Genomic DNA, 23,301 nt, shown 5'->3' on the forward strand with positions numbered 1-23,301 from the left:
AGGTCCCGACGGCCCCGGCCGCCGTGGCCCTCTGACGAGGGCCACGGCGGCTCCCGGGCCCACACCCCTGGAACAGCGGAAGGCCAAGACCACCCATGGCACCACCCGAAGCAGTACCTCAGGCACCGGACGCGGCCGTGCCCACGGCCGCCGCGGTGCTCGAAGCCCGCTCGGTGAGCAAACGGTTCCCCGGCGTCGTCGCCCTGGACGACGTCTCCTTCTCCCTGCGCGCGGGGGAGACGCACGCGCTCGTCGGCGAGAACGGCGCCGGCAAGTCGACCCTCATCAAGGTCCTGACCGGTGTGTACCGGCCGGATGGGGGAGACCTGCGGATGGCGGGTCAGCCGGTGAGGTTCGCCCGGCCGTTCGAGTCCCAGCAGGCCGGCATCTCCACGATCTACCAGGAGGTGAACCTCGTCCCGCTGATGAGCGTGGCGCGCAACATCTTCCTCGGCCGCGAACCCAAGAACCGCCTCGGCCTCATCGACTTCGCCCGCATGCACCGGGAGACGGCCGAACTGCTCGACGGCTTCGGCGTACGCGTCGACCCGCGCCGCCCCCTGCACACCCTCGGGATCGGCACGCAGCAGATGGTCGCCCTGGCACGGGCCGTCTCGGTCAACGCCCAGGTCGTCATCATGGACGAACCCACCTCCTCGCTCGAACCGCGTGAGGTGGAGACCCTCTTCCGGGTCATCGAGACCCTGCGCGCCCAGGGCATCGCCGTGCTCTACGTCAGCCACCGCATGGACGAGCTGTACCGGATCTGCGACCGCGTCACCGTGCTGCGCGACGGCCGCCACATCCACACCGGCGACCTCGCCGACCTCGACCGGATGCAGCTCGTCTCGATGATGCTCGGCCGCGACATGGCCGAGGTCCGCCGCTCCGGCGTCACCAACTTCGCGGCGGAGGGACACGAAGCGGCCCGCACCCCGGTGCTCACCGCGACCGGCCTGACCAGCCGCCACCAGCTCCACGACATATCCCTGTCGCTGTACGCGGGCGAAGTGCTCGGCCTCGGCGGCCTCCTCGGATCGGGCCGCAGCGAGACGGCGAAAGCCCTGTCAGGTGCCCTGCCCCTGGACGCGGGCGAGCTCACCGTCGACGGCACCGCGCTGAACCGCCTCACCCCGGCCGCCGCCATCCGGGCCGGGATCAGCCTGCTGCCCGAGGACCGCAAGGCGGAGGGAATCGTCCCCGGCCTCTCCGTCCGCGAGAACATCGTGCTGGCCGCCATGCCGCGCCTCTCCCGGGCCGGTGTCGTCTCCCGCGCCAAGCAGGACCGGATCGTCGACATCTTCATGAAGCGCCTGCGGATCAAGGCGTCGAGCCCCGAGCAGAAGGTCGGCGAACTCTCCGGCGGCAACCAGCAGAAGGTCCTGCTGGCCCGCTGGCTCTGCCTGGAACCCAAGGTCCTGCTGCTCGACGAACCCACCCGCGGCATCGACGTCGGCGCCAAGGCCGAGGTCCAGAGCCTCATCGACGACCTCGCCCTGGAAGGCCTGGCCGTCCTGCTCATCTCCTCCGACATCGAGGAGCTCATCGAGGGCGCCGACCGGATCGTCGTCCTGCGCGGCGGAGCCGTCGCAGGCGAACTGGCGGGCGACGAGGTGGCCGAGAGCCGGCTGCTCGAAGTACTCGCCGACCACGCACCGGCGCCGGGAGACAAGGCCCCGGCCGCTCAGGAGGACCCCCGATGACCCAGGCCGCCGTCTCCCCACCCGTAGAGCCCGTAAAGCAGCCCATCAAGCGTGTGACGCCCCTGGCACGGCTGCGTGACCCCGCCTGGTACCAGGAATACGGCGTGTACGTCGCCGTGGCGGTGGTGCTGCTCTTCAACGCCCTGTTCACCGACCACTTCATGACCGCGGACAACTTCCGCACCCAGCTCGTCCAGGTCGCCCCCATCGTCATCGTCGCCCTGGGCATGGCCCTGGTCATCGGGACCGAAGGCGTCGACCTCTCCGTCGGCTCGACCATGGCGCTCGCCGCCGCGTTCCTGCCGCTCTACCTCGGATACGGGCTCGTGCCCGCGCTCGTCGTCTCGCTCCTCGCGGGCGCGGTCGTCGGTGCGGTCAACGGCACGCTGGTCTCCCTCATCGGGCTGCAGCCCATCGTGGCCACGCTCGCCCTCTTCGTCGGCGGCCGGGGACTGGCCCTGGTCATGGCCGACGGCCAGCTCAAGCAGATCGTCAACCCCGACCTGCTGTCGCTGGGAACCGGCTCCTTCCTCGGCATTCCGCTGGTCGTCCTGATCGCCGGAGTCCTCGCCGTCGCCGTGGCCTTCCTCGTGCAGCGCACCACCTTCGGGCGGCAGATCGTCGCCGTCGGCGGCAACCGGTCCGCCGCCGCCCTCGCGGGACTCCCCGTGAAGCGCGTCCTCATCGGTGTGTACGTGCTCTGCGGCGTGCTCGCGGCCCTCGCCGGCATCCTCGCCACGGCCAGGCTCACCGCGAGCGACCCGTCCTCGCTCGGCACCCTCATGGAACTCTCCGCCATCACGGCGGTCGTGGTCGGCGGCACGCCCCTCAACGGCGGCTCCATCCGGGTGCTCGGCACCGTGGCCGGCGCCCTGCTGATGCAGCTCCTGCGCGCCACACTCGTCAAGCACGACCTGCCCGACTCCACCGCACAGATCGCCCAGGCGGCCATCATCATCGCCGCCGTCTACGTCGCCCGGGAGCGTCGGTCCCGATGAACGAAACCACACCCGCCCCCGCAGTCCAGGCCCCGGCCGTGCGGAAGCCGGCCGCACCCGCGGGCGGCAAGGCTCCCCGCCCCGCCGCCCCCGAACCGGACACGAAGCAGCGCATCGCCGAACTCCTCCAGCGCCAGGGCGTCCTCGCGGTCCTGCTGACCGTCGTGATCGCCGCGTCGTTCATCTACCCGACCTTCGCCTCCCTGGACAACGCGCGCGGCGTGACGATCCAGGCGTCCTTCCTCGCCGTGGTCGCCCTCGGTATGACCATGGTCATCATCACCGGCGGCATCGACCTGTCCGTCGGGTCGGTGTTCGCCCTCGGCGGCGTCCTCGCCGCCTGGGCCTCGCAGTACGGCTTCCTCGCCGCCCTGCTCGTACCCCTCGTGGTGTGCGGCGCGATCGGGCTGCTCAACGGGCTCCTGATCGCCCGGGGCAACATGGCGCCCTTCATCGTCACCCTCGCCACCCTGCTTGCCGCCCGCGGTCTGCTGCTCGCCCTCACCGACGAGGGCGCCACCACGTACCTGGTGCCCAAGGACTCCGCCTTCGGGGAGCTCGGCCAGGGCAGCGTCTGGGGCTTCGGCTACCCGATCCTGATCGCCCTGGTCCTCTTCGGGGCCGGCGGACTGGTGCTGCAGCGCACCTCGTTCGGGCAGACCCTCTTCGCCGTCGGCGGCAGCAGCGACGCGGCCACCCTGATGGGCCTCCCCGTAGCCCGCACCAAGATCCTTGTCTACACCCTCAGCGGCCTGCTGGCAGGACTCGCCGGTGCGCTCAACGCGGCCCGGCTGTCCTCCGGTGTCACCATCGTCGGCGTGGGCATGGAACTGGACGCGATCTCCGCGGTCGTCATCGGCGGCACGCTGCTCATCGGCGGTGCCGGCTCGATCAGCGGAACCCTGTGGGGCGTCCTGCTGCTGGCCGTCATCCAGAACCTGATCAACCAGATCGGCTCGCTCAACTCCTCGTACCAGTCGGTGGTCAGCGGCGGTTTCCTTATCGTTGTCGTGGTGGCCCAGCGCTACCTGGCGCGCAGTCGCAGAAGCACCTGACGACGAACCAGCTGTACCGAGCCGAACCACTGAGCCAAGTCGATCCAAGGAGTGCCGTGGGCGTCAGCCTCAAGGACGTTGCGCATCGGGCGGGCGTGTCCATCAAGACCGTGTCGAACGTGGTGAACAACTATCAGCACGTCACACCGGCGATGCGCGCAAAGGTGCAGAAGGCGATCGACGAACTCGGCTACCGGCCGAACCTCACCGCCCGCCACCTGCGCAAGGGCCGCACCGGGATCATCGCCCTCGCCGTACCCGAGTTCGGCAACCCCTACTTCGCCGAACTCGCCGGAGCGGTCGTCGACGCGGCCGCCCGGCACGACTACACCGTCCTGGTCGACCACACCGCCGGCCTCCGGGAGAAGGAACTCCTGGTCAGCCAGGGATTCCGGTCCCATGTGATCGACGGCCTCATCCTCAGCCCCATCCACCTGGAGACCGAGGACCTCATGGCACGCACCGAGACGGCGCCGCTGGTGCTGCTCGGTGAGCGCGAGTACGAGGCCCCCTACGACCACATCGCCATCGACAACGTCGCGGCGTCCCGCGAGGCCGTGCGGCACCTCATCGACAACGGCAGCCGCAGGATCGCGTTCCTCGGCTCGCGAACCGGCCGCGAACGCCAGCCCGCGCACCTGCGACTGCGCGGCTGGCGCGAGGAACTGGCCGCCGCGGGCATCGAGCCGGACGAGTCCCTCGTCGTGGTCACCGACGGATACGGCCGCGAGGACGGCGCCACAGCCATGGCCTCGCTCCTGGACCGGGGCGAGCGGCCGGACGCCGTGTTCGCGTACAACGACCTCATCGCCATCGGCGCGATGCGGACCATCACCGAACGCGGGCTGAGCATCCCGGACGACATCGCCGTCGTCGGCTTCGACGACATCGAGGAGAGCCGGTACGGCACCACCACGCTCACCACCATCGCCCCGGACAAGGAGGCCATCGCCCGGCTGGCCGTCGACAGCCTCGTCGAACGTCTCTCGGGCGAACCGGTCTCCGAACCACGCCGGCCCCGACCCGGCTACCGCCTCATCGTGCGCGAATCCACCGCACCCGGGCGTGCCCCCGCTCTTCACAAGGACCTCTGATGCCGCGCCCCACCGTGCACCGCACACCGTTCGGCTCCGCCCACGGGACGGAGACCGGCCTGTGGACCCTCGACTCCGGTACGGGAGTCGTCGCCCAGGTACTCACCTACGGCGCCTCCCTCCACAGCCTCACCGTGCCCGACACCAAGGGCGCGACCGCCTCCGTCGTACGGTCGCTCGCCACCGTCGACGACTACACGGGCAAGCACCCGTACTTCGGCGCCGTCGTCGGCCGCTACGCCAACCGCATCGCGAACGGCCGCTTCACCCTCGACGGGGACACGCACCACATCCCCGCCAACGACCGCGGCCACGCACTGCACGGGGGCCCCGAGGGCTTCCACACCAAGGTGTGGGACGCCACCGCGGACGCCACCGAGCACAGCGTGTCCCTGCGCCTCACCCTGCACAGCCCCGACGGCGACATGGGATTCCCCGGCGCGCTCGACGCGACGGTCACGTACACCCTCGACCCGGCGGGCACCCTGGCCATCGACTACGCCTCGGTCACCGACCGGGCCACGGTCGTCAACCTCACCAACCACGCCTACTTCGACCTGGCCGGCCGCGGCGACATCCTCGGCCACCGGCTGGAGGTCGACGCCGACGCCTATCTGCCGGTGGACGGCGACGGCATCCCCCTGGGAGCGCCGGCCGGGGTACGCGGCACACCGTTCGACCTCACCGCACCGCGCGTACTGGGGGAGTCCATCGGACTGGAGGACGAACAGCTGCGCCTGGCGGGCGGGTTCGACCACTGTTGGGTGCTGCGCGGGCCCGGTGGCGGTCTGCGCCGGGCCGCCCGCCTCACCGCCCCGGACTCGGCCCGCGTCCTGGAGGTGTGGACCACCGAGCCGGGCATCCAGGTCTACACCGCCAACCAGCTCGACGGCTCGTTCACCGACGCCTCCGGCCGCCGCCACGAACGCCACGGCGCGGTCTGCCTGGAGACCCAGCACCTGCCCGACTCACCCAACCGGCCCGACCAGCCCAGCACCGTCCTGCGCCCCGGAGAGACCGCGCGGAGCCGCACCGAACTGCGCTTCCCGCACCTGGAGGCCTAATTCGATTGCCCCGCGAAGCGGCCGCCTGCTGTAATTCCGGCACCAGCCGAACAACCCGGGAGTAAATTCATGCGCCGAGCTTCTGTGTCCACCCAGACAGGAATTGACACCTATCTCGAGGGCATGAAGCTCAGTGCACACATTGAACCTGGGAATTCTGGCGCACGTCGACGCCGGTAAGACGAGCCTGACCGAGCGGCTTCTCCACGCCGCCGGAGTCATCGACACCGTCGGCAGCGTCGACGACGGCAGCACACAGACCGACTCGCTGGCACTGGAACGGCAACGCGGCATCACCATCAAGTCCGCGGTCGTCTCCTTCGTCATCGACCACGTCGCGGTCAACCTCATCGACACCCCCGGCCACCCGGACTTCATCGCCGAGGTGGAACGGGTCCTCGGCGTGCTCGACGGCGCGGTGCTCGTCGTCTCCGCCGTGGAGGGCGTGCAGGCACAGACCCGCGTCCTGATGCGGACGCTGCGCCGGCTGCGGATCCCCACACTCGTCTTCGTGAACAAGACCGACAGGGGAGGCGCCCGGTACGAAGGTGTCCTCGCGGACATCGCGGAGCGGCTGTCGAGCGACATCGTCGCGATGGGTTCGGCCGAAGCCCTGGGGACCCGCGAAGCACGCACCGCACCGTTCACCGCCGGGGACGCGGGATTCACCGCCGCCCTGACCGATCTGCTCACCGGTCACGACGACGACCTGCTCGCCGCCTACGTCGACGACGCGAAGGGCATCCCGTACGACCGGCTGCGCGCCGGTCTGGCCGCGCAGACCCGGCAGGCGCTGGTGCACCCGGTGTACTTCGGCTCCGCGGCCACCGGGGCGGGCGTGGCGGACCTGATCGCGGGAATCACCGAGCTGTTGCCCGTGACCGGCCAGGATGCCGAGGGACCGGCATCGGGCGCGGTGTTCAAGGTCGAGCGCGGTCCGGCCGGGGAGAAGATCGCGTACGTGCGGATGTTCTCCGGAACGCTGCGCACGCGTGAACGCGTCCGCTTCCGGGGGGACGGCGAGGACGACGGGCGCGAGGGCAAGATCTCCGGCATCACCGTCTTCGACCGCGGTACGGACGACCGCGCTCCCGCACTCACCGCCGGCCGGATCGGCAGGCTGAGGGGGCTCGGCGCCGTCCGGATCGGGGACAGGATCGGTGAGGCGCCCGCGAAGCCGCAGACACAGGCCCACTTCGCCCCGCCGACACTGGAGACGGTGGTCTCCCCTCTCCGCCGGGAGGACCGGGGCGCCCTGCACACCGCGCTCGGCCAGCTCGCGGAGCAGGACCCGCTCATCGGCGTACGGCGTGACGACGTCCGTCAGGAGGTCTCCCTCTCGCTCTACGGCGAGGTGCAGAAGGAGGTCATCCAGGCGACCCTGGCCGACGAGTACGGAATCGAGGTCACCTTCCGGGAAACGACGACCATCTGTCTGGAACGGCCGGCCGGAACCGGCGCGGCCGTCGAGGTCATCGACCGGGAACCCAATCCCTTCCTCGCCACGGTCGGACTCCGTGTCGATCCCGCACCGGCCGGCAGCGGAGTGGAATTCCGGCGGGAGGTGGAACTCGGATCCATGCCCTTCTCCCTCATGCGGGCCGTGGAGGACACCGTGCTGGAGACGCTCGGCCAGGGAATTCACGGATGGCAGGTCACCGACTGCACCGTCACCCTGACCCATTCCGGATACTGGCCCCGGCAGAGTCATTCGCACGCGGTGTTCGACAAGAGCATGTCGAGTACGGCGGGCGACTTCCGCAACCTGACACCACTGGTGCTCATGGACGCGCTGAAAGAGGCCGGGACCACGGTGTACGAGCCGATGCACCATTTCCGCATCGAGCTCCCGGCCGATGCGTTCGGCCCGCTCGTCCCGGTCCTGGCACGGCTGCGCGCCGTTCCCCGGACTCCGCGGACGCGGGGCCGCGTATGCACCCTGGAGGGCGAGGTCCCCGCCGCCCGCATCCACGAACTGCAGCAGCTGCTGCCGGAGCTGACGCGCGGCGAGGGGGTGCTGGAGTCCGACTTCGCGCACTACCGGCCGGTCGAGGGCCCCGTTCCGCAGCGGCCCCGTACCGACCACGACCCGCTCCACCGCAAGGAGTACCTGCTGCGCACCCTGCGGCGGGTGGCCGGGGGCTGAGACGGCCGGGCGTGACGGACGCGCATCGCGCGCCCGTCACGCCCGGATTCACCTCGGGTCACTTCAGGTAGGCACCCGCCGTCCCGATCATGCCCGGGGCCGCGTTCTTCCCGCCGAGGTCGAGGACGTACACCCGCAGGTTGCCCTTGCCCGGTGCCGGGACGGCGAGCGTGCCGCCCGTCACCACCCGGGTGTCCCCGGTGACGGCGTCCTTGTAGGTGCCGTTCGGGATGCCCGTGTACGTGGCACTGCCGGTGACCGTCACCAGCGCGAAACTGTCCGTGCCGCTCGCCGCGTCGGTGTAGCGGCGCTTGTACGCCATCGACCCGGTGATGCCCTCGGTGGAGTACTGGCCCATCTGCAGGGCCGGCACGGCCCGTCGGATCTCGTTGAGCCGCTGCACGTGCTTGACCAGCGGCTTCGCGAGGGTGTCGGCGACGGCACCGGTCGCCGAGGAGACCTTGCTGAAGTCGGACGCCTTGACGTCGCCCGCGAGTTGACCGCCGAAGTACGCGCGGCCGGTCGTCGCCAGCGGGCAGGTGGGCCCGCAGTCGATCTTCTTGCCGGCCTGGAACTCGACCTCGGAGCCGTAGTAGAGCGTGGGGATGCCCCGGAAGGTCCACATCAGGGACATGTTCTCGGCCCAGGCGTCGGTGCCCCCCGCGTACCGTTCGCTGCTCTTGTTGGGACCGTAGTCGTGGCTGTCGACGTACACGACGTTGTAGGTGGCGTCGTTGTAACTGTCGTCGGAGTCCTTGCCGTTGTTGTACGCGTTGTTGGCGTCACCGAAGTTCATGTGCATGCGCATGTCGATGACGTTCATGCCGGAGAACCTGCTGTGGTCCGGTGCGTGGTAGGCGTTGCCGTTCAGGAAGGCGTTGGTGGAGGTCGGCTGGGAGCCGGTGCCCTGCTGCTGTTCGTAGTCGTACATCTCCAGGGCGGCCTTCTCGTCGTCCGCGTCGTACTCCTTGCGTTCCTTCCAGGTGTAGAACTGCGCGGAGTGGTTGACGGAGCCGCGGTTCCACTTGTCGTTGACGAAGGCCGCGACCTCACCGAACACGAAGAAGTTCTTCGCGGCCTCGGCGCCGAACTGCTGGGTGACGCGCTCCTGGATCGCCGGCAGGAAGCGGCGGTTCCAGGTCGTACGGGGGATGTGCACGGCGGTGTCGACCCGGAAGCCGTCCACGCCCATGTCGATGTACTTGTTGTAGGCGCCGATCAGGTAGTTCTGCACGGGCGCGCTCTCGGTGTTGAAGTCGGCGAGATCGTCGTGCAGCCAGCAGCTGCGGGAGTCCTCGCCCTCCCAGTTCCCGATCCAGCAGTTGTGGTAGTACGCCTTCGGGAACATGCCCGAAGTGGGGTTGGGCCACTGGCAGTTGTAGATCCGGTACCCCTCGGGCGAGGTGTACTGGGTGGGCGTGCCCCAGTTGACGCAGGTGTTGCCCGAGGGCTCGGCGGTGGACCAGAGGTCGCCGTTGTAGTACGACTTCCCGGACTTGGGCTCGACGGTCAGGCCGTCGTACTCGAACCCGTCGTTCTTCTCGTCGTAGAACCAGCTCCACTGGGTGTCGCGGACTCCGTACGCCTTCGGGGTGAACAGGCCCTTGGCGCCCCAGCGCGAGGAGTGGTTGTAGACGACGTCCTGGTAGATCTTCATGCCCTTGGCGTGGGCCGCGTTGATGAGGTCCTGGTAGGAGGCGCCGGCGGACTCCAGCCGGGCGTCGACCTCGTAGAAGTCGTAACCGTGGTAGCCGTGGTAGTCGTAGTCGGACCGGTTCAGCACCACCGGGGTGATCCAGACGGCGGACATGCCGAGGCCCTTGATGTAGTCGAGCTTCTCGACCAGGCCCTTGAAGTCTCCCCGGAACATGGGGTCGTTGTTGGCCGCGTTGCCCGACTTCGTGTGCTGGCTCCCGCCCCGGTTGTTGGAGGTGTCACCGTCGTTGAAGCGGGCGGTGAGCACGAAGTAGATCGGGTCCTTGCGGGGATCGGTGCCCAGCGGTTCCCCGGACGCCGGTGCCGCGGGCTTCTCGCCCGTGGTCGCGGTGGCGGAGGCCGAGGCGGCCGACACGTTCCCGGCGGCGTCGACGGCCCTGACCGTGTAGCTGTAGGCCGTCCTCTCCTCCAGCCCGGTGTCGGAGTACACCGTGGAGCCGACGTCGGTGACCATCGTGCCCCTCGTGCCACCGGTCCGGGTCACCTGGTACTTCGTCACACCGCGGTCATCGGTGGACGGATCCCAGGTCAGCACGACGGAGACACCGTCGGCATCGGCGGTCACCTCCGTGGGCGGGGTCGGTGCCTGGGTGTCGGGGACCTCGGCGGCGCACGGGTCCTTCGCGTCGGCGGTGACCTTCTTGTCCTTCACCGTGGTGAGCCCCGCCGGGACCGTGTAGTTGGCGCCGTTGTTGTTGTCCCACACCCCGTTGCCGTTGTTGAACGTTGCAAGCATCGTGGTCGCTGTGCCGAGGTCGACGGACTTCTTCACCCAGCCGGTACAGGCGGCCTCCATGCCCACGCCGGGCACGGTGGTCCAGGTGCCGCCCGCCGGCTGGTAGTGCAGATTGGTGGTGGTCCAGCCGACCGTGGCGGTCGAGTAGTAGACCGCCGCGGTGTGTGCCTCTTCGGGGGCGGAGGTCGGTGTGGGGTCCGTACCGGTGCCCGCGCACGGGTCGCTGTGGGCCACCACGCCGTCCTTGACGGTGATGTTGCCGGTGCCCAGGGCGTAGTTCTTTCCGGCGTTGTTGTCCCAGACGCCCGAACCGTTGTTGAACGTCGCGGCCAGACCGGAGGCGCTGCCCAGGCTGACGGTCTGCTTCACCCAGTCCGTGCACGCGGCCTCCATCGCCACGCCCGGCACGGTGGTCCAGGAGCCGCCGTCAGGTGCGTAGTGGATTTTGTACGCGGACCAGTTCTTGGTCTTCGTGTAGTAGAAGACGGTCGCGGTGGACTCCGAAGCAGCCGCGGGCACGGCCGAACCGGGACCCGCGGCCTTCGGCAGCGCGGTCAGGAGCCCCAGCATCACGGTGGCTGCGACGGCCGCTGCCAGAGGGCGTCCGAGCAGCCGGGTGGGGGTGCGTTTCATTCGTGTGTCTCCAGGGGAGTGCCACGGGCGGGTGGACCGTGGCTGCCAACAGCACAACCGCTCCGCGAGCGGCTGCGAGGATCCCGCCGGAGAACCCGGACGCGCCTCGGGGTTCGGGCGAGCAGTGCGTTCCGACAGCAAGTGCTGTCTGAATTTTGCTGCAATCTTTTGCAGTGAGGAAGTTACCGGTGCATGACAGGCACGTAAAGAGGTTGCGTAGGGGTACCTGAGCACGGACTCCGGCGGAATGACGGACTGCCCGCCGGTGTTCGGATGTTCATGACCTACTTCGTCGACGTCACCGTGCGCGGCTACGAGCTCGACACCCAGGGCCACCTCAACCAGGCCGTCTATCTCCAGTACGCGGAACACGCGCGCTGGGAGCTGCTGCGGGCCGCCGGACTGCCCCAGGAGAAACTGCTGGCCGACGGAGTCGGGCCCGTGCAGCTGGAAGTGACGGTGAAGTACCTGCGGGAGCTGCGTGGCGGGGACAGAGTGCGGGTGAGCTGCGAGTTCGTCTACGGTGCGGGCAAGACCTTCGAGATCGTGCAGCAGATCGTCAAGGAGGACGGCACCCTGGCCGCGGACATCAGGGCCGTCGGCGGCATCCTCGATCTGGCGGCCCGTCGGCTGGTCGCGGACCCGGCCGGGCGTCTCGCCGCGCTGGCCGACAAGCCGGAGCTCCTCGGCAGTTCCGCCTGACCGGGTCGGGCGACACCGGCCTGACGGGGCCGGGCAACACCGGCCGGCAACACCGGCCTGACCGGGCCGGGCGGCTCAGCCCGGCGTGCCGCCCGACTCCAGCTTCGTGATCGCCCGTGCGAGCCGGGCGGCCCTCAGCTCGGGCGTTCTCGCCTTGAGGAGCTCGAGAATCACCAGGTACCTGTCCGTCTTGCCGAGCTCCTCGAACCGCTGCGCCGCCAGGGAGCCGGCGGTCAGCGCGGCCGCGAGGTCCTCGGGCACGGTGGCCTCCTTCTGCGAGGGGTACGCCGCCGCCCACCGCCCGTCCTCCTGCGCGGCCCGCACCTCGGCCAGCCCCGGCTCCCGCATCAGGCCGGCCGCCGTCAGCGCCTCGACCTTGCGCACGTTGACCTGGGACCAGTGGCCGCCCTTGCGGCGGCGCGAGATCCGCTGGAGGTAGTACTCCTCGTCGAGGGACTTGCGCTGCCCGTCGATCCAGCCGTAGCAGAGCACGGCGTCGATGATCTCGGGGGCCGTGACGGACTCGATGCCCGTGCTCTTCTTCGCGACCTTCACCCAGAGGTCCGACCGCAGCCCGTGGTGCCGTTCCAGCCAGGTCCTCAGTTCCGCGACCCGCGCGAAGAAGTGCGGCTCCGCCCCCGGTTCCGTGCCGTCGGCCATGGTCACGTCCGCCTCCTCCAGGGAATCCTGGGGCATCTCCCCGAGCTCCTGAGGAACACGTTAGGCGCCCTGTAGGACAGTTTCTGTCCTACAGGGCGCCCGGGTGATCCCCGTCAGGCGGAGGCGGCGAACCGGTGGGTGCCCGACCCGGCGGAGAAGACCGCACACCCGTCGTCCAGGCGCAGGAACTTCGCGGAGCCCTGGCCGGCGCTCCGCTCGTCCCCGCCCGGTACCCACACCTCGGCGGTCGTGTTGGCGGGCAGGACGACCCTGAGAGCGAAGCCGTCCGTGTCCGCCTTCCATCGGGTCGTGACCGGCCCGTACAGGGAGTCGAACCGGCCTTCGGCCTGCGTCACTCCGCCACCCGGACGAGGTCGCACGAGGACCTTCCGGAAGCCGGGGCTCCCCGGTGCGATGCCTGCGATGTTCGCGTACATCCACTCACCCACCGAGCCGTACGCGTAGTGGTTGAAGGAGTTCATCCCGGCGTCCTGGAAGCTGCCGTCCGGCCGGATGGAGTCCCACCGCTCCCACATCGTCGTGGCGCCCCGGTCGATCTGGTAGCCCCAGCTCGGGAAGGTCCGCTGCGTCAGCAGCCGGTAGGCGACATCCGTGTGCCCGGTGTCGGTCAGCACCGGCAGCAGCCGCGGGGTCCCGAGGAACCCCGTAGACAGATGCCAGTCCTTCGCCTCGATGAGCGCGACCAGCCGGTCGGCCGCCGGCCCTCGGTCGCCCTCCGCCAGCAGGTCCATGGACAGAGCCAGTACATAGGCCGTCTGCGTATCGCCCTTGACGCGTCCACCGGCCGTCACGTACGCGGCCCGGAACGCGTCGCGCACCCGGCCGAAGAGGCTCCGGTACGGCGCCGGGTCCTTGCCCAGCGCTTCCGCGGTGCGGGCGACGAGGTCGGCGCTGTGGGCGAAGTACGCCGTGCCGATGACGTCCTTGGGCGTCTCGTCCTCGATGTTGAGCCAGTCGCCGAAGCCGTCCGCGGGCCGCAGGAGCCCGGTGCTGTGCGCCTCCAGATACTCCAGCCACTTCAGCATCGCGGACCAGGACTGCTCAAGGACCCGCACATCGCCGTACGCCTGGTACAGGGCCCACGGCACGGTCACTCCCGCGTCGCCCCAGCCAGCCACACCGCTGCCGACGCCCGGCAGGTCCGGGGCGACGTTCGGGAAGGCGCCGTCGGCGACCTGGTCGTCGCGCAGGTCGTACAGCCACTTGGTGAGGAAGCGCGCCGACTCCATCGTGTACGCGGCCGTGGGAGCGAACACGTTGATGTCACCGGTCCAGCCGAGGCGTTCGTCCCGGGCGGGGGTGTCCGTCGGAATGGAGAGGAAGTTGCCCCGCTGCCCCCAGGTGATGTTGCTGTGGAGCTGGTTGAGCATGGGCACATCGGTCGAGAAGTCCATGGTGAACGATGCCGACGTGTGGATGACCCGGCCGACGACCGCGTCGGGGCCCGGCCGGCCGGGATAGCCCGTCACCTCGACGTAGCGGAAGCCGTGGAACGTGAAGCGGGGTTCGTACGTCTCGGGGCCGCCGCCCTTGAGCGTGTACGTGTCCGTGGCACGGGCGGTGCGCAGGTTGGTCGTGTAGATCGTGCCGTCGGGGTTCAGGACCTCCGCATGCCGCAGCCGCACCGTCGTGCCGGCCGGCCCCGACACGGTGAGGCGCGGGGTGCCCACCATGTTCTGGCCGAGGTCGAACACGAACACACCGGGCTCCGGTTCCGTCACCTCACGCGCCGTCAGCTCGCGCTCGACCCGGCATGCCCCGTCCACTTCGGCGACGAGCGCCGCCGTGACGTCGTCCACCTGATCGGCGGCGAGCCACCCCGACGCGTCGAAGCCGGTCCGCGTCCAGCCGTCGGTCTCCAGCCGGGCGTCGTACTCCTCGCCCGCCATGAGGTCGGCGCCGGTGACGGGCCCGGTCGCGGCGAGCCAGTCGGTACCCGACACCACCCGCTCCGTCGAGCCGTCCGTGAAGGTGACCTCCAACTGCGCCAGAACGGCGGGTTGGTCACCGTACTGATGCGGCCCGAACCAGGCGATGTTGCCGGCGTACCAGCCTGGCGCGAGCGTGACCCCGAGTGCGTTGCCGCCGGCTGCGAGCAGTCCGGTCACGTCGTACGTCTGGTACTGGACGCGCTTGTTGTAGTCGGTCCAGCCCGGTGCGAGCCGGTCCTCGCCGACCCGCTTGCCGTTGAGGAACACCTCGTACAGCCCGAGTGCCGTCGAGTACAGCCTGGCGCGCGCCACCCGTTTGCGGCCGAGCCGGAACTCCTTGCGCAGCTGGGTGGCGGGGGAGTGCGCCACCTGGACGCGGCCCCAGGGCCCGGAGCCCCAGGGGGCGAGGACCTTGGCGGCGGGCCACGCGCTGTCGTCGTAGGTACCGGACCCCCAGTCCCCCGAAGGCTCCTTGTCGGTGGTCCGCCAGTCGGCGCCGGTGGCCAGGGTGACCACACCGTCAGCGGTGGTCAGCTCCAGCAGGCCGAGCAGTCCGGCGGGTCCTTCCGTCGCGTTGGTGGCCGACACGGCGATCACATGGACGCCCGGGGAGAGCCGGTCCGTCACATCCCTGAGGACGGGCCGCTGCCAGTTGTTGGCGGGACCGTCCGCCTCGGTGTGCGCCACTTCCACGCCGTCCACCCGGGCGGTGAATCCGTCATCGGCCGTCATGACCAGACGGGCGCGGGTGACACCGGCCGGAATCTCCACCCGGCCCCGGAACCAGCGCGTGGCCGCGGGCGCACCGGCGGCCGGATCGCCCTCGGGGAACCAGATCCACGAGGCGTCGTCCAGAGCCGGCACGGCGGTCAGCGCGGCCGGCGCGCCGATCCACCCGGCCGACCAGTCCGATTCGGCCAGGAGCCCGGTCTCCCACCAGGACGGCTCGCTCCATCCGGAGACCTGCCCGCCGGAGTCCCACACACGCACCGACCAGTGGTAGCGCGTACGGGACACCGGCTCAGGGCCCGCGTACGGGACCAGCACCGACCGGTCGGACTCGACCTTGCCGCTGTCCCAGACGTCGGGCTTCGCGAGGCGTTCCGGGGCGGTGGCGACCCGCACCTGGTAAGCGGTCTGGGTCCCGCCCGGGAGCTCCGACGCGACGGGCCAGCTCAGTCTCGGACGAGGGGTGTCGAGACCGAGCGGATGGCGTACGTATTCGACGGTCGGTTCGGTGACACGGGCCCGGCCGGCGGCCGCCCGCGCCGGTCCGGCCGCGTGGGCCGCGGGTGCGGACGCCGCGGCGAGCGCTGCGGTGGCTGCGGTGGTGCTGAGCAGTCGTCTTCTGCTGATCACAACTCGGCTCCGTAACGACGCGATGATGAATCGTTTCAGTCCTGTGAAGCTAGGGTTGTGTTCGGTCCCTGTCAAGGGTTCCTTCGTGATCGAGGTCTTTCTGGCTTGATGATTGAAAGCCTGCTGTGTGCGGCATTGACGTCCGTGTTGAAGCGGGTTTATGTTCGCCCGCAGGAGGAAGTTGAAACCTTTCAGGCGATCGGCCGAATGGGCCTGCCCGGTACCGATCTTTGCGCTGTCCGGCTGACGTGACTCAAGGCGCGACCCGGATGTGGACGAAAGGTCAGGTGTTCGCACTCGCGGGCCTGTCCTGGTCCGCGATCGGCTCCTCCACGTCAAGGGAGAACGCATGCGCCTGCGCGCCCACTGGGCCCCGGCCGCTCTACTGCTGATGGCCCCGCTGATCGGCACCACCCCGGCCACGGCCGACACCGGCGACAGCCTCGTCCCGGTGCAGAAGTCGTCCCGGGCCGTGCCCGGTCAGTACATCGTGACCCTGTCGTCCGCGCAGACGGCTGACGCCATGGCCGAGGATCTCGGGGTCACCCCGCTGTTCACCTACAGCAAGGTCCTGCACGGCTTCGCGGCTTCGCTCACCCCCGCCCAGCTGGACAAGGTGCGCGGCACGGCAGGCGTCCAGGCCGTGGAGGAGAACAGTGAGGCCTCCCTTGCGCCGCCGGCCGCCAAGACGACGGGCGGTGCCCGTGCGGCCGCCGCGAGCTGGGGACTTGACCGGATCGACCAGCGGACCCTGCCGCTGGACTCCATGTACAACGCGGCCGGTACGGGTGCCGGCGTGACCGCCTACATCGTCGACACCGGCATCGAGGCCGCCCACAGCGAGTTCGGCGGCCGGGTGGGCGAAGGCTACGACGGCATCGGTGACGGCCGGGGCGCCGAGGACTGCAACGGCCACGGCACGCATGTGGCCGGCACCGTCGCCGGTGCGACGTACGGTGTCGCGGGCTCGGCCTCGCTCGTCCCCGTCAGGGTGCTCAACTGCGAAGGGTCGGGAACCTGGGCCGGGATCATCGCGGGGCTCGACTGGATCGCCGAGAACGCCGAGCCGCCCAGCGTGGTCAACGCGTCGCTCGGCGGACCCTCGTCCGCGGCGGTCGACGACGCGTTCGACGGACTGGCCGAGCTGGGCATCCTGCCCGTCGTCGCGGCGGGCAACGAGAGCCAGGACGCCTGCGACGTCTCCCCTGCGGGCGCCGACCAGGTGCTTGCCGTGGGTGCCAGCGACGACCAGGACCGGCAGGCGGGCTTCAGCAACTGGGGCACCTGCGTGGAGGTGTACGCCCCCGGGGTCGACATCGTCTCCGCCAGGCTCGGTGGCGGCTCCACGGCGCTGAGCGGAACGTCCATGTCCAGCCCGCACGTCGTCGGCGTCTCCGCCCTCTACCTGGAGCAGAACCCGGCCGCGACCCCGCAGGAGATCTCCGACTGGATCGCCGGCCAGGCCACGACGGACGCGCTGACCGAGCTGGGTACCGGCTCGCCCGACCGGCTTCTGTACACCGGCGGCCTCTGACCCCCGGTCCGGCCGAAGACTGATACGCCCCCATCGGAGCGGGGTCCGCGTCATGCGGGCCCCGCTCCGTGCTGTGCCGTGGAGCAGGCACTTTGCAGCGCCTTCCAATTGTGCGCAAGCGGCTTGCGTTGATTTCACCGGCTTGCAGCCCTAGGAAGCTTCCCTTCCTTGGCACCCAAATCTCTGTGCCAGCAAGGTGCTTGTGTCTGAATCGCTCATCGATCCGGATCGATCGGTTCTGTCCCAGCGGTGGACGCTCTCGCAGTTCTCTGCAATTCTCTGACCGCAAAACGCAAAACTCATGCTCAGTGAGCGCAGAAACAGGTGTCACCGAGCCGAGCAGACAGAGCCGCGCCCTCGACGCGCTCCGCGCCGAGGCCGAAGATCGGGGACCAATGAGAGCCACACGCTGGAGATGGCGGGCCGTTTCCGCCGCGGTCACCACCAGTCTTCTGATGATCGGATGGCCTTCGCTCGCCGCCTCGGCGGCCGACGGCCCCAGCATCGCCGCGGGCAGGGCCGCGGCGGCGAGCAGTACCGGCGACGGGCACGCCGCCCGGAGTGTGACGGACGGCAACCAGTCGACGTACTGGGAGGGATCCGGCAGCTCACTTCCGCAGTGGGTGCAGACCGACCTCGGCCCGGACTCCCGGATCGACGAGGTGACGCTGAAGCTCCCCGCGGGGTGGGATAGCAGGAAGCAGACCCTCTCCATCCAGGGGAGCGCGGACGGCACGAGCTTCTCCACCCTGAAGACCTCGGGGACGTACACCTTCAGCCCCGGTTCGTCGAACAGGGTGACGATCCCCTTCCCGGCCACGAAGACCCGCTTCGTACGGGTGAACATCACGGCCAACACGGCGGGCCGCAACGCCCAGCTCGCCGAACTGGAGGTCCGTGAGGCCGAGGAGTCGTCGGCCGACCTCGCTGCAGGCAGGACCCTCACGGCGAGCAGCTACACCGAGGTGTACGTGGCGGCCAACGGCAACGACGGCAACCGGGCCAGCTACTGGGAGAGCAGGAACAACGCCCTCCCGCAGTGGATCCAGGCGGACCTCGGCTCCTCGGTCCGCGTCGACCGGGTCGTGCTGCGGCTGCCCGACGGCTGGGAGGAGCGGACCCAGACACTGAAGATCCAGGGCAGCACCAACGGTTCGGCATTCAGTGACCTGACCGCCTCCAAGGCGTACACCTTCAACGCCGCGGGCGGACAGACGGCGACGATCTCCTTCGACGCCACCACCACCCGCTACGTACGGGTGCTGGTCACCGCCAACTCGGTCCAGCCGGCCGGACAGGTCTCCGAACTCGAGGTCTACGGCCCCGAAACCGGGGACACCCAGGCACCCACGGCCCCGGCCGACCTGGCCTTCACCGAGCCGTCCACCGGGCAGATCAGGCTGACCTGGAAGGCCTCCTCGGACGACACGGGCGTCACCGGCTACGACATCTACGCCGGCAACTCACTGCTGACCGGCGTGGCGGGCAACGTCACCACGTTCACCGACACCCGGCCGGCCGGCGAGAGCGTCTCGTACTACGTCCGGGCCCGGGACGCGGCGGGCAACGTGTCGGCCAACAGCAACACCGTCACCCGCCAGGGCGACTCAGGCGACACGCAGGCACCCACCGCCCCCTCGGGACTGGCCTTCACGGAGCCGGCCGCGGGGCAGATCAGGCTGACCTGGCAGGCCTCCTCGGACAACAAGGGCGTGACCGGCTACGACGTCTACGCCAACAACGTGCTCCGCAGGAGCGTGGCCGGCGACATCACGACGTACACCGACACCCAGTCGGCCGGCACCACGGTCACCTACGTGGTGCGGGCCAAGGACGCGGCCGGGAACATATCCGTCGCGAGCAACTCCGTGACCCGCAACGGTTCCACGAACGCCGCGTCCAACCTCGCCGTCTCCAAGCCGATCACCGCGTCGTCGGTGGTCCACACGTTCGTCGCGACGAACGCCAACGACAACTCCGTGACCACCTACTGGGAGGGCGCGGGCGGCAGCTACCCCAACACCCTCACGGTGAAGCTGGGCTCCAACGCCGACACCGAGAGCGTCGTCGTCAAGCTCAACCCCGACAGCAGCTGGGGCGCACGCACCCAGAACATCGAGGTGCTCGGACGGGAGCAGAACGCCACGTCCTTCACGAGCCTGGCCGCGGCCAGGAACTACGCGTTCGACCCGGCGAGCGGCAACACGGTGACGATCCCGGTCACCGCCAGAGTCGCCGACGTCCAGCTGAAGTTCACCTCCAACACCGGCTCCCCGGCCGGCCAGGTCGCCGAGTTCCAGGTGATGGGCGCTCCCGCGCCCAACGCGGACCTGCAGGTCTCGGCAGTCAGCGCCTCCCCGGCCGCTCCCGTCGAGTCCGACCAGATCACCCTGTCGGCGACGGTACGCAACACGGGCGCCCTCGCCTCTCCCGCGGGCAAGCTCGACTTCGAGCTGGGCGGCTCCAAGGTCGCCACCGCCTCGGTGGGCGCTCTCGCCGCCGGTGCGTCCGCACAGGTCACCGCCGGTATCGGAGCGCGCGACGCGGGCAGTTACACGCTGGGCGCCGTCGTCGACCCGGCGGGTGAGATCATCGAGGAGAACGAGACCAACAACCGCTTCACCAGCAGTGCCCCGCTGGTCGTGAAGCCGGTCTCCAGCTCCGACCTCGTCGCGAACGCTGTCACCACCGCCCCGTCCGCCCCGTCCGCGGGCGACACCGTGACCTTCTCCGTCGCCCTCAGGAACCAGGGCACCGTGGCCTCCGCGAGCGGCAGCCACGGGATCACCCTGAGTCTGGTCGACTCCAAGGGAGCCACGGTCAAGACCCTGACCGGCGCGCACAGCGGCGCCATCGCGGCGGGCTCCACGACGGCGCCGGTCTCCCTCGGCACCTGGACGGCCGCCAACGGCTCGTACACGGTGAAGGTGGTGGTCGCCGACGACGCCAACGAGCTTCCGGTGAAGCGCGAGAACAACACCCGCACCGAGTCGCTGTTCGTCGGACGCGGCGCCAACATGCCGTACGACATGTACGAGGCCGAGGACGGCGTCGCGGGCGGAGGCGCCAAGGTGGTCGGTCCCAACAGGACCGTCGGCGACGTCGCAGGTGAGGCGTCCGGGCGCAAGGCGGTCACCCTCGACAGCACGGGCAACTACGTCGAGTTCACCACCCGGGCGTCGACGAACACCCTGGTCACCCGGTTCTCCATCCCGGACTCCGCGGGTGGCGGCGGCATCGACTCGAAGCTGAACGTCTATGTGGACGGCACCTTCCTGAAGGCCATCGACCTCACGTCGAAGTACGCGTGGCTGTACGGGAACGAGACCGGACCGGGCAACTCCCCGGGTGCGGGGGCGCCCCGGCACATCTACGACGAGGCGAACGTCATGCTGGGCAGGACCGTCCCGGCAGGCAGCAAGATCCGCTTGCAGAAGGACGCGGCCAACACCAGCACCTACGCGATCGACTTCGTCAGCCTGGAGCAGGTCGCCCAGGTGGCCAACCCGGACCCGGCCACGTACACCGTGCCTGCCGGCTTCACCCACCAGGACGTCCAGAACGCCCTGGACAAGGTCCGGATGGACACCACGGGCACCCTCGTGGGCGTCTACCTGCCGGCCGGTGACTACTCCACCGCCAGCAAGTTCCAGGTCTACGGCAAGGCCGTGAAGGTCGTCGGCGCGGGTCCCTGGTACACCCGCTTCCACGCCCCGTCCACGCAGGACAACACCGATATCGGGTTCCGCGCGGAGGCCAGTGCGAAGGGTTCGTCGTTCTCGAACTTCGCGTACTTCGGCAACTACACGTCCCGCATCGACGGGCCGGGCAAGGTGTTCGACTTCTCCAACGTCTCGGACATCGTGATCGACAACATCTGGAACGAGCACATGGTGTGCCTCTACTGGGGCGCCAACACCGACAGCGTCACCATCAAGAACTCCCGGATCCGCAACATGTTCGCCGACGGCATCAACATGACCAACGGATCCACCGACAACCACGTCACCAACAACGAGGCGCGTGCCACCGGGGACGACAGCTTCGCGCTGTTCTCGGCGATCGACGGCGGCGGCGCGGACATGAAGAACAACGTCTACGAGAACCTGACGTCCATCCTCACCTGGCGTGCCGCGGGTGTGGCCGTGTACGGCGGGTACGACAACACCTTCCGCAACATCCACATCGCCGACACCCTGGTGTACTCCGGAATCACGGTCAGTTCACTGGACTTCGGCTATCCGATGAACGGATTCGGGACCGGCCCGACCGCGATCGAGAACGTGTCGGTCGTGCGGTCGGGCGGGCACTTCTGGGGGTCGCAGACCTTCCCCGGCATCTGGCTGTTCTCGGCCTCCAAGGTGTTCCAGGGCATTCGGATCTCCCATGTGGACATCGTCGACCCGACGTACAGCGGGATCATGTTCCAGACGAACTACGTCGGTGGACAGCCCCAGTTCCCGATCAAGGACACGGTGCTCACCGACATCTCGATCACCGGAGCACGCAAGAGCGGTGACGCGTTCGACGCGAAGTCCGGCTTCGGCCTCTGGGCCAACGAGATGCCGGAGTCGGGCCAGGGCCCGGCCGTCGGTGAGGTCACGTTCAACGGGCTGAAGCTGAGCGGCAACGCCCTGGACGTCAGGAACACCACCTCCACCTTCAAGATCAACATCAACCCGTAGCCGCCCGGTAGGTACCGGGGACCCGGAGGAGGTTCCACGGGAAAGGAGCAGGGATGAGGGGGTGCCTCGCGGCTTCCGCGGGGCACCCCGCCTGCGTAGACTCTTTGCAGCGATAAGTCGGTGGCTTGCAAGAGTTGCGCTAGCGTTGCGGTCATGACGCGACGACTTGCCCAAGTGGCACAGAAGGTAGGGGTCAGCGAGGCCACGGTCAGCCGGGTGCTCAACGGCAAGCCCGGAGTCTCGCGGACGACCCGCCAATCGGTGCTTACGGCACTGGATGTGCTTGGGTACGAGCGGCCGACCCAGCTGCGCGGAGAGCGGGCCAGGCTCGTCGGCCTCGTCCTGCCCGAGCTGCAGAACCCGATCTTTCCGGCATTCGCCGAGGTGATCGGCGGCTCCCTCGCGCAGCAGGGGCTCACGCCCGTGCTGTGCACCCAGACCAAGGGGGGCGTCTCCGAGGCCGACTACGTCGAGCTCCTCCTCCAGCAGCAGGTGTCCGGTGTCGTCTTCGCGGGAGGGCTCTTCGCGCAGGCCGACGAGCCGCACGACCACTACCGGCGGCTCGCCGAGCGCCGCATCCCGGTCGTGCTGATCAACGCACCCATCGAGGGGCTGGACTTCCCCTGCGTGTCCTGCGACGACGCCGTCGCGATCGAACAGGCGTGGCGGCACCTGGTGTCACTCGGGCACGAGCGCATCGGCCTGGTCCTCGGCCCCTCCGACCACGTCCCCTCGCGGCGCAAGCTCGCTGCCGTGCTCGCCGTGGCGGGAGCGCTCCCGCGGGAGCGCATCGAGCGCTCCATGTTCTCGCTCGAGGGCGGCCAGGCCGCGGCCTCGCGGCTGCTGGAGCGGGGCGTCACGGGGATCGTCTGCGCCAGCGACCCGCTGGCGCTCGGTGCCGTGCGTGCCGCCCGCCGGCGGGGCCTCGCGGTCCCCTCGGACGTCTCGGTCGTCGGCTTCGACGACTCCGCCTTCATGAACTGCACCGAACCGCCGCTGACCACGGTCCGCCAGCCCATCGAGGCGATGGGGCGGGCGGCCGTCGAGCTGCTCTCCGCGCTGATCCAGGGTGGCACCGTGCCGCCGGGCGAGCTTCTTTTCGAGCCCGAACTGGTGGTCCGCGGCTCGACCGCGCAGGCGCGTACCTGACGGGCCCGTGGGGCGGATCGCCGTCCGTGGCGGCGAGTGCGTCACCGGGTGCGCCGCGCCCCGGATGCGGAAGGCTGTCAAACATTTACGAAAACTGCGCGAGATATTGCGTTCA

Annotated in this window: 13 protein-coding genes; 10 read left to right on the forward strand and 3 right to left on the reverse strand. The window is 69.5% G+C overall.

Annotated features, from left to right (window positions below; genetic code table 11):
* The first annotated feature begins 95 nt into the window (after positions 1-95).
* The 6 genes from OG257_RS35135 (at position 96) to OG257_RS35160 (ending at position 8,060) form a co-directional block, all read left to right on the forward strand.
* Positions 96-1,703 (forward strand): sugar ABC transporter ATP-binding protein, encoded by a 1,608-nt coding sequence (locus OG257_RS35135; RefSeq protein ID WP_329214165.1) that lies wholly within the window; start codon positions 96-98, stop codon positions 1,701-1,703.
* Positions 1,700-2,701, forward strand: a complete 1,002-nt coding sequence (locus OG257_RS35140) for an ABC transporter permease (RefSeq protein WP_329214167.1) — start codon at positions 1,700-1,702, stop codon at positions 2,699-2,701. Before OG257_RS35135 ends, OG257_RS35140 begins: the two co-directional genes overlap by 4 nt.
* Positions 2,698-3,756, forward strand: coding sequence for an ABC transporter permease (locus tag OG257_RS35145; RefSeq protein ID WP_329214169.1), 1,059 nt, complete (start codon positions 2,698-2,700; stop codon positions 3,754-3,756). Before OG257_RS35140 ends, OG257_RS35145 begins: the two co-directional genes overlap by 4 nt.
* 56 nt (positions 3,757-3,812) lie before the next feature.
* The gene (locus OG257_RS35150; RefSeq protein ID WP_329214171.1) at positions 3,813-4,850 is read left to right on the forward strand and encodes a LacI family DNA-binding transcriptional regulator; all 1,038 of its coding nucleotides are present in this window, start codon (positions 3,813-3,815) and stop codon (positions 4,848-4,850) included.
* Positions 4,850-5,914, forward strand: coding sequence for an aldose epimerase family protein (locus OG257_RS35155; RefSeq protein ID WP_329214173.1), 1,065 nt, complete (start codon positions 4,850-4,852; stop codon positions 5,912-5,914). The genes OG257_RS35150 and OG257_RS35155 overlap by 1 nt, the downstream gene beginning before the upstream one ends.
* A gap of 133 nt (positions 5,915-6,047) precedes the next feature.
* Positions 6,048-8,060, forward strand: a complete 2,013-nt coding sequence (locus tag OG257_RS35160) for a translation factor GTPase family protein (RefSeq protein ID WP_329214175.1) — start codon at positions 6,048-6,050, stop codon at positions 8,058-8,060.
* Between the two features lie 58 nt (positions 8,061-8,118).
* Here OG257_RS35160 and OG257_RS35165 read toward each other — a convergent pair whose 3' ends face one another.
* Complete coding sequence (locus OG257_RS35165; protein ID WP_329214177.1) at positions 8,119-11,145, reverse strand: carbohydrate binding domain-containing protein; 3,027 nt, start codon at positions 11,143-11,145, stop codon at positions 8,119-8,121.
* A 279-nt stretch (positions 11,146-11,424) separates the two neighbouring features.
* Here OG257_RS35165 and OG257_RS35170 point away from each other — a divergent pair, with 279 nt between their 5' ends.
* Entirely contained in the window at positions 11,425-11,847 is a 423-nt protein-coding gene (locus tag OG257_RS35170) for an acyl-CoA thioesterase (RefSeq protein WP_329214179.1), read from the forward strand.
* A gap of 75 nt (positions 11,848-11,922) precedes the next feature.
* Here the strand turns inward: OG257_RS35170 and OG257_RS35175 are convergent, their stop codons facing one another.
* Positions 11,923-12,543 (reverse strand): YdeI/OmpD-associated family protein, encoded by a 621-nt coding sequence (locus OG257_RS35175; RefSeq protein WP_443054526.1) that lies wholly within the window; start codon positions 12,541-12,543, stop codon positions 11,923-11,925.
* A gap of 77 nt (positions 12,544-12,620) precedes the next feature.
* Entirely contained in the window at positions 12,621-15,818 is a 3,198-nt protein-coding gene (locus OG257_RS35180) for an alpha-L-rhamnosidase (RefSeq protein ID WP_329214182.1), read from the reverse strand.
* Between the two features lie 349 nt (positions 15,819-16,167).
* Here OG257_RS35180 and OG257_RS35185 point away from each other — a divergent pair, with 349 nt between their 5' ends.
* From OG257_RS35185 to OG257_RS35195, 3 genes are all read left to right on the forward strand, one after another.
* A complete protein-coding gene (locus OG257_RS35185) occupies positions 16,168-17,352 on the forward strand; it encodes a S8 family peptidase (RefSeq protein ID WP_329214184.1) in 1,185 nt (394 codons plus the stop codon).
* A gap of 395 nt (positions 17,353-17,747) precedes the next feature.
* A complete protein-coding gene (locus OG257_RS35190) occupies positions 17,748-22,037 on the forward strand; it encodes a discoidin domain-containing protein (RefSeq protein ID WP_329214186.1) in 4,290 nt (1,429 codons plus the stop codon).
* A 153-nt stretch (positions 22,038-22,190) separates the two neighbouring features.
* Positions 22,191-23,186 (forward strand): LacI family DNA-binding transcriptional regulator, encoded by a 996-nt coding sequence (locus OG257_RS35195; RefSeq protein WP_329214188.1) that lies wholly within the window; start codon positions 22,191-22,193, stop codon positions 23,184-23,186.
* Positions 23,187-23,301 lie beyond the last annotated feature (115 nt).

This window comes from Streptomyces sp. NBC_00683, from assembly GCF_036226745.1.
GTDB lineage: Bacteria > Actinomycetota > Actinomycetes > Streptomycetales > Streptomycetaceae > Streptomyces.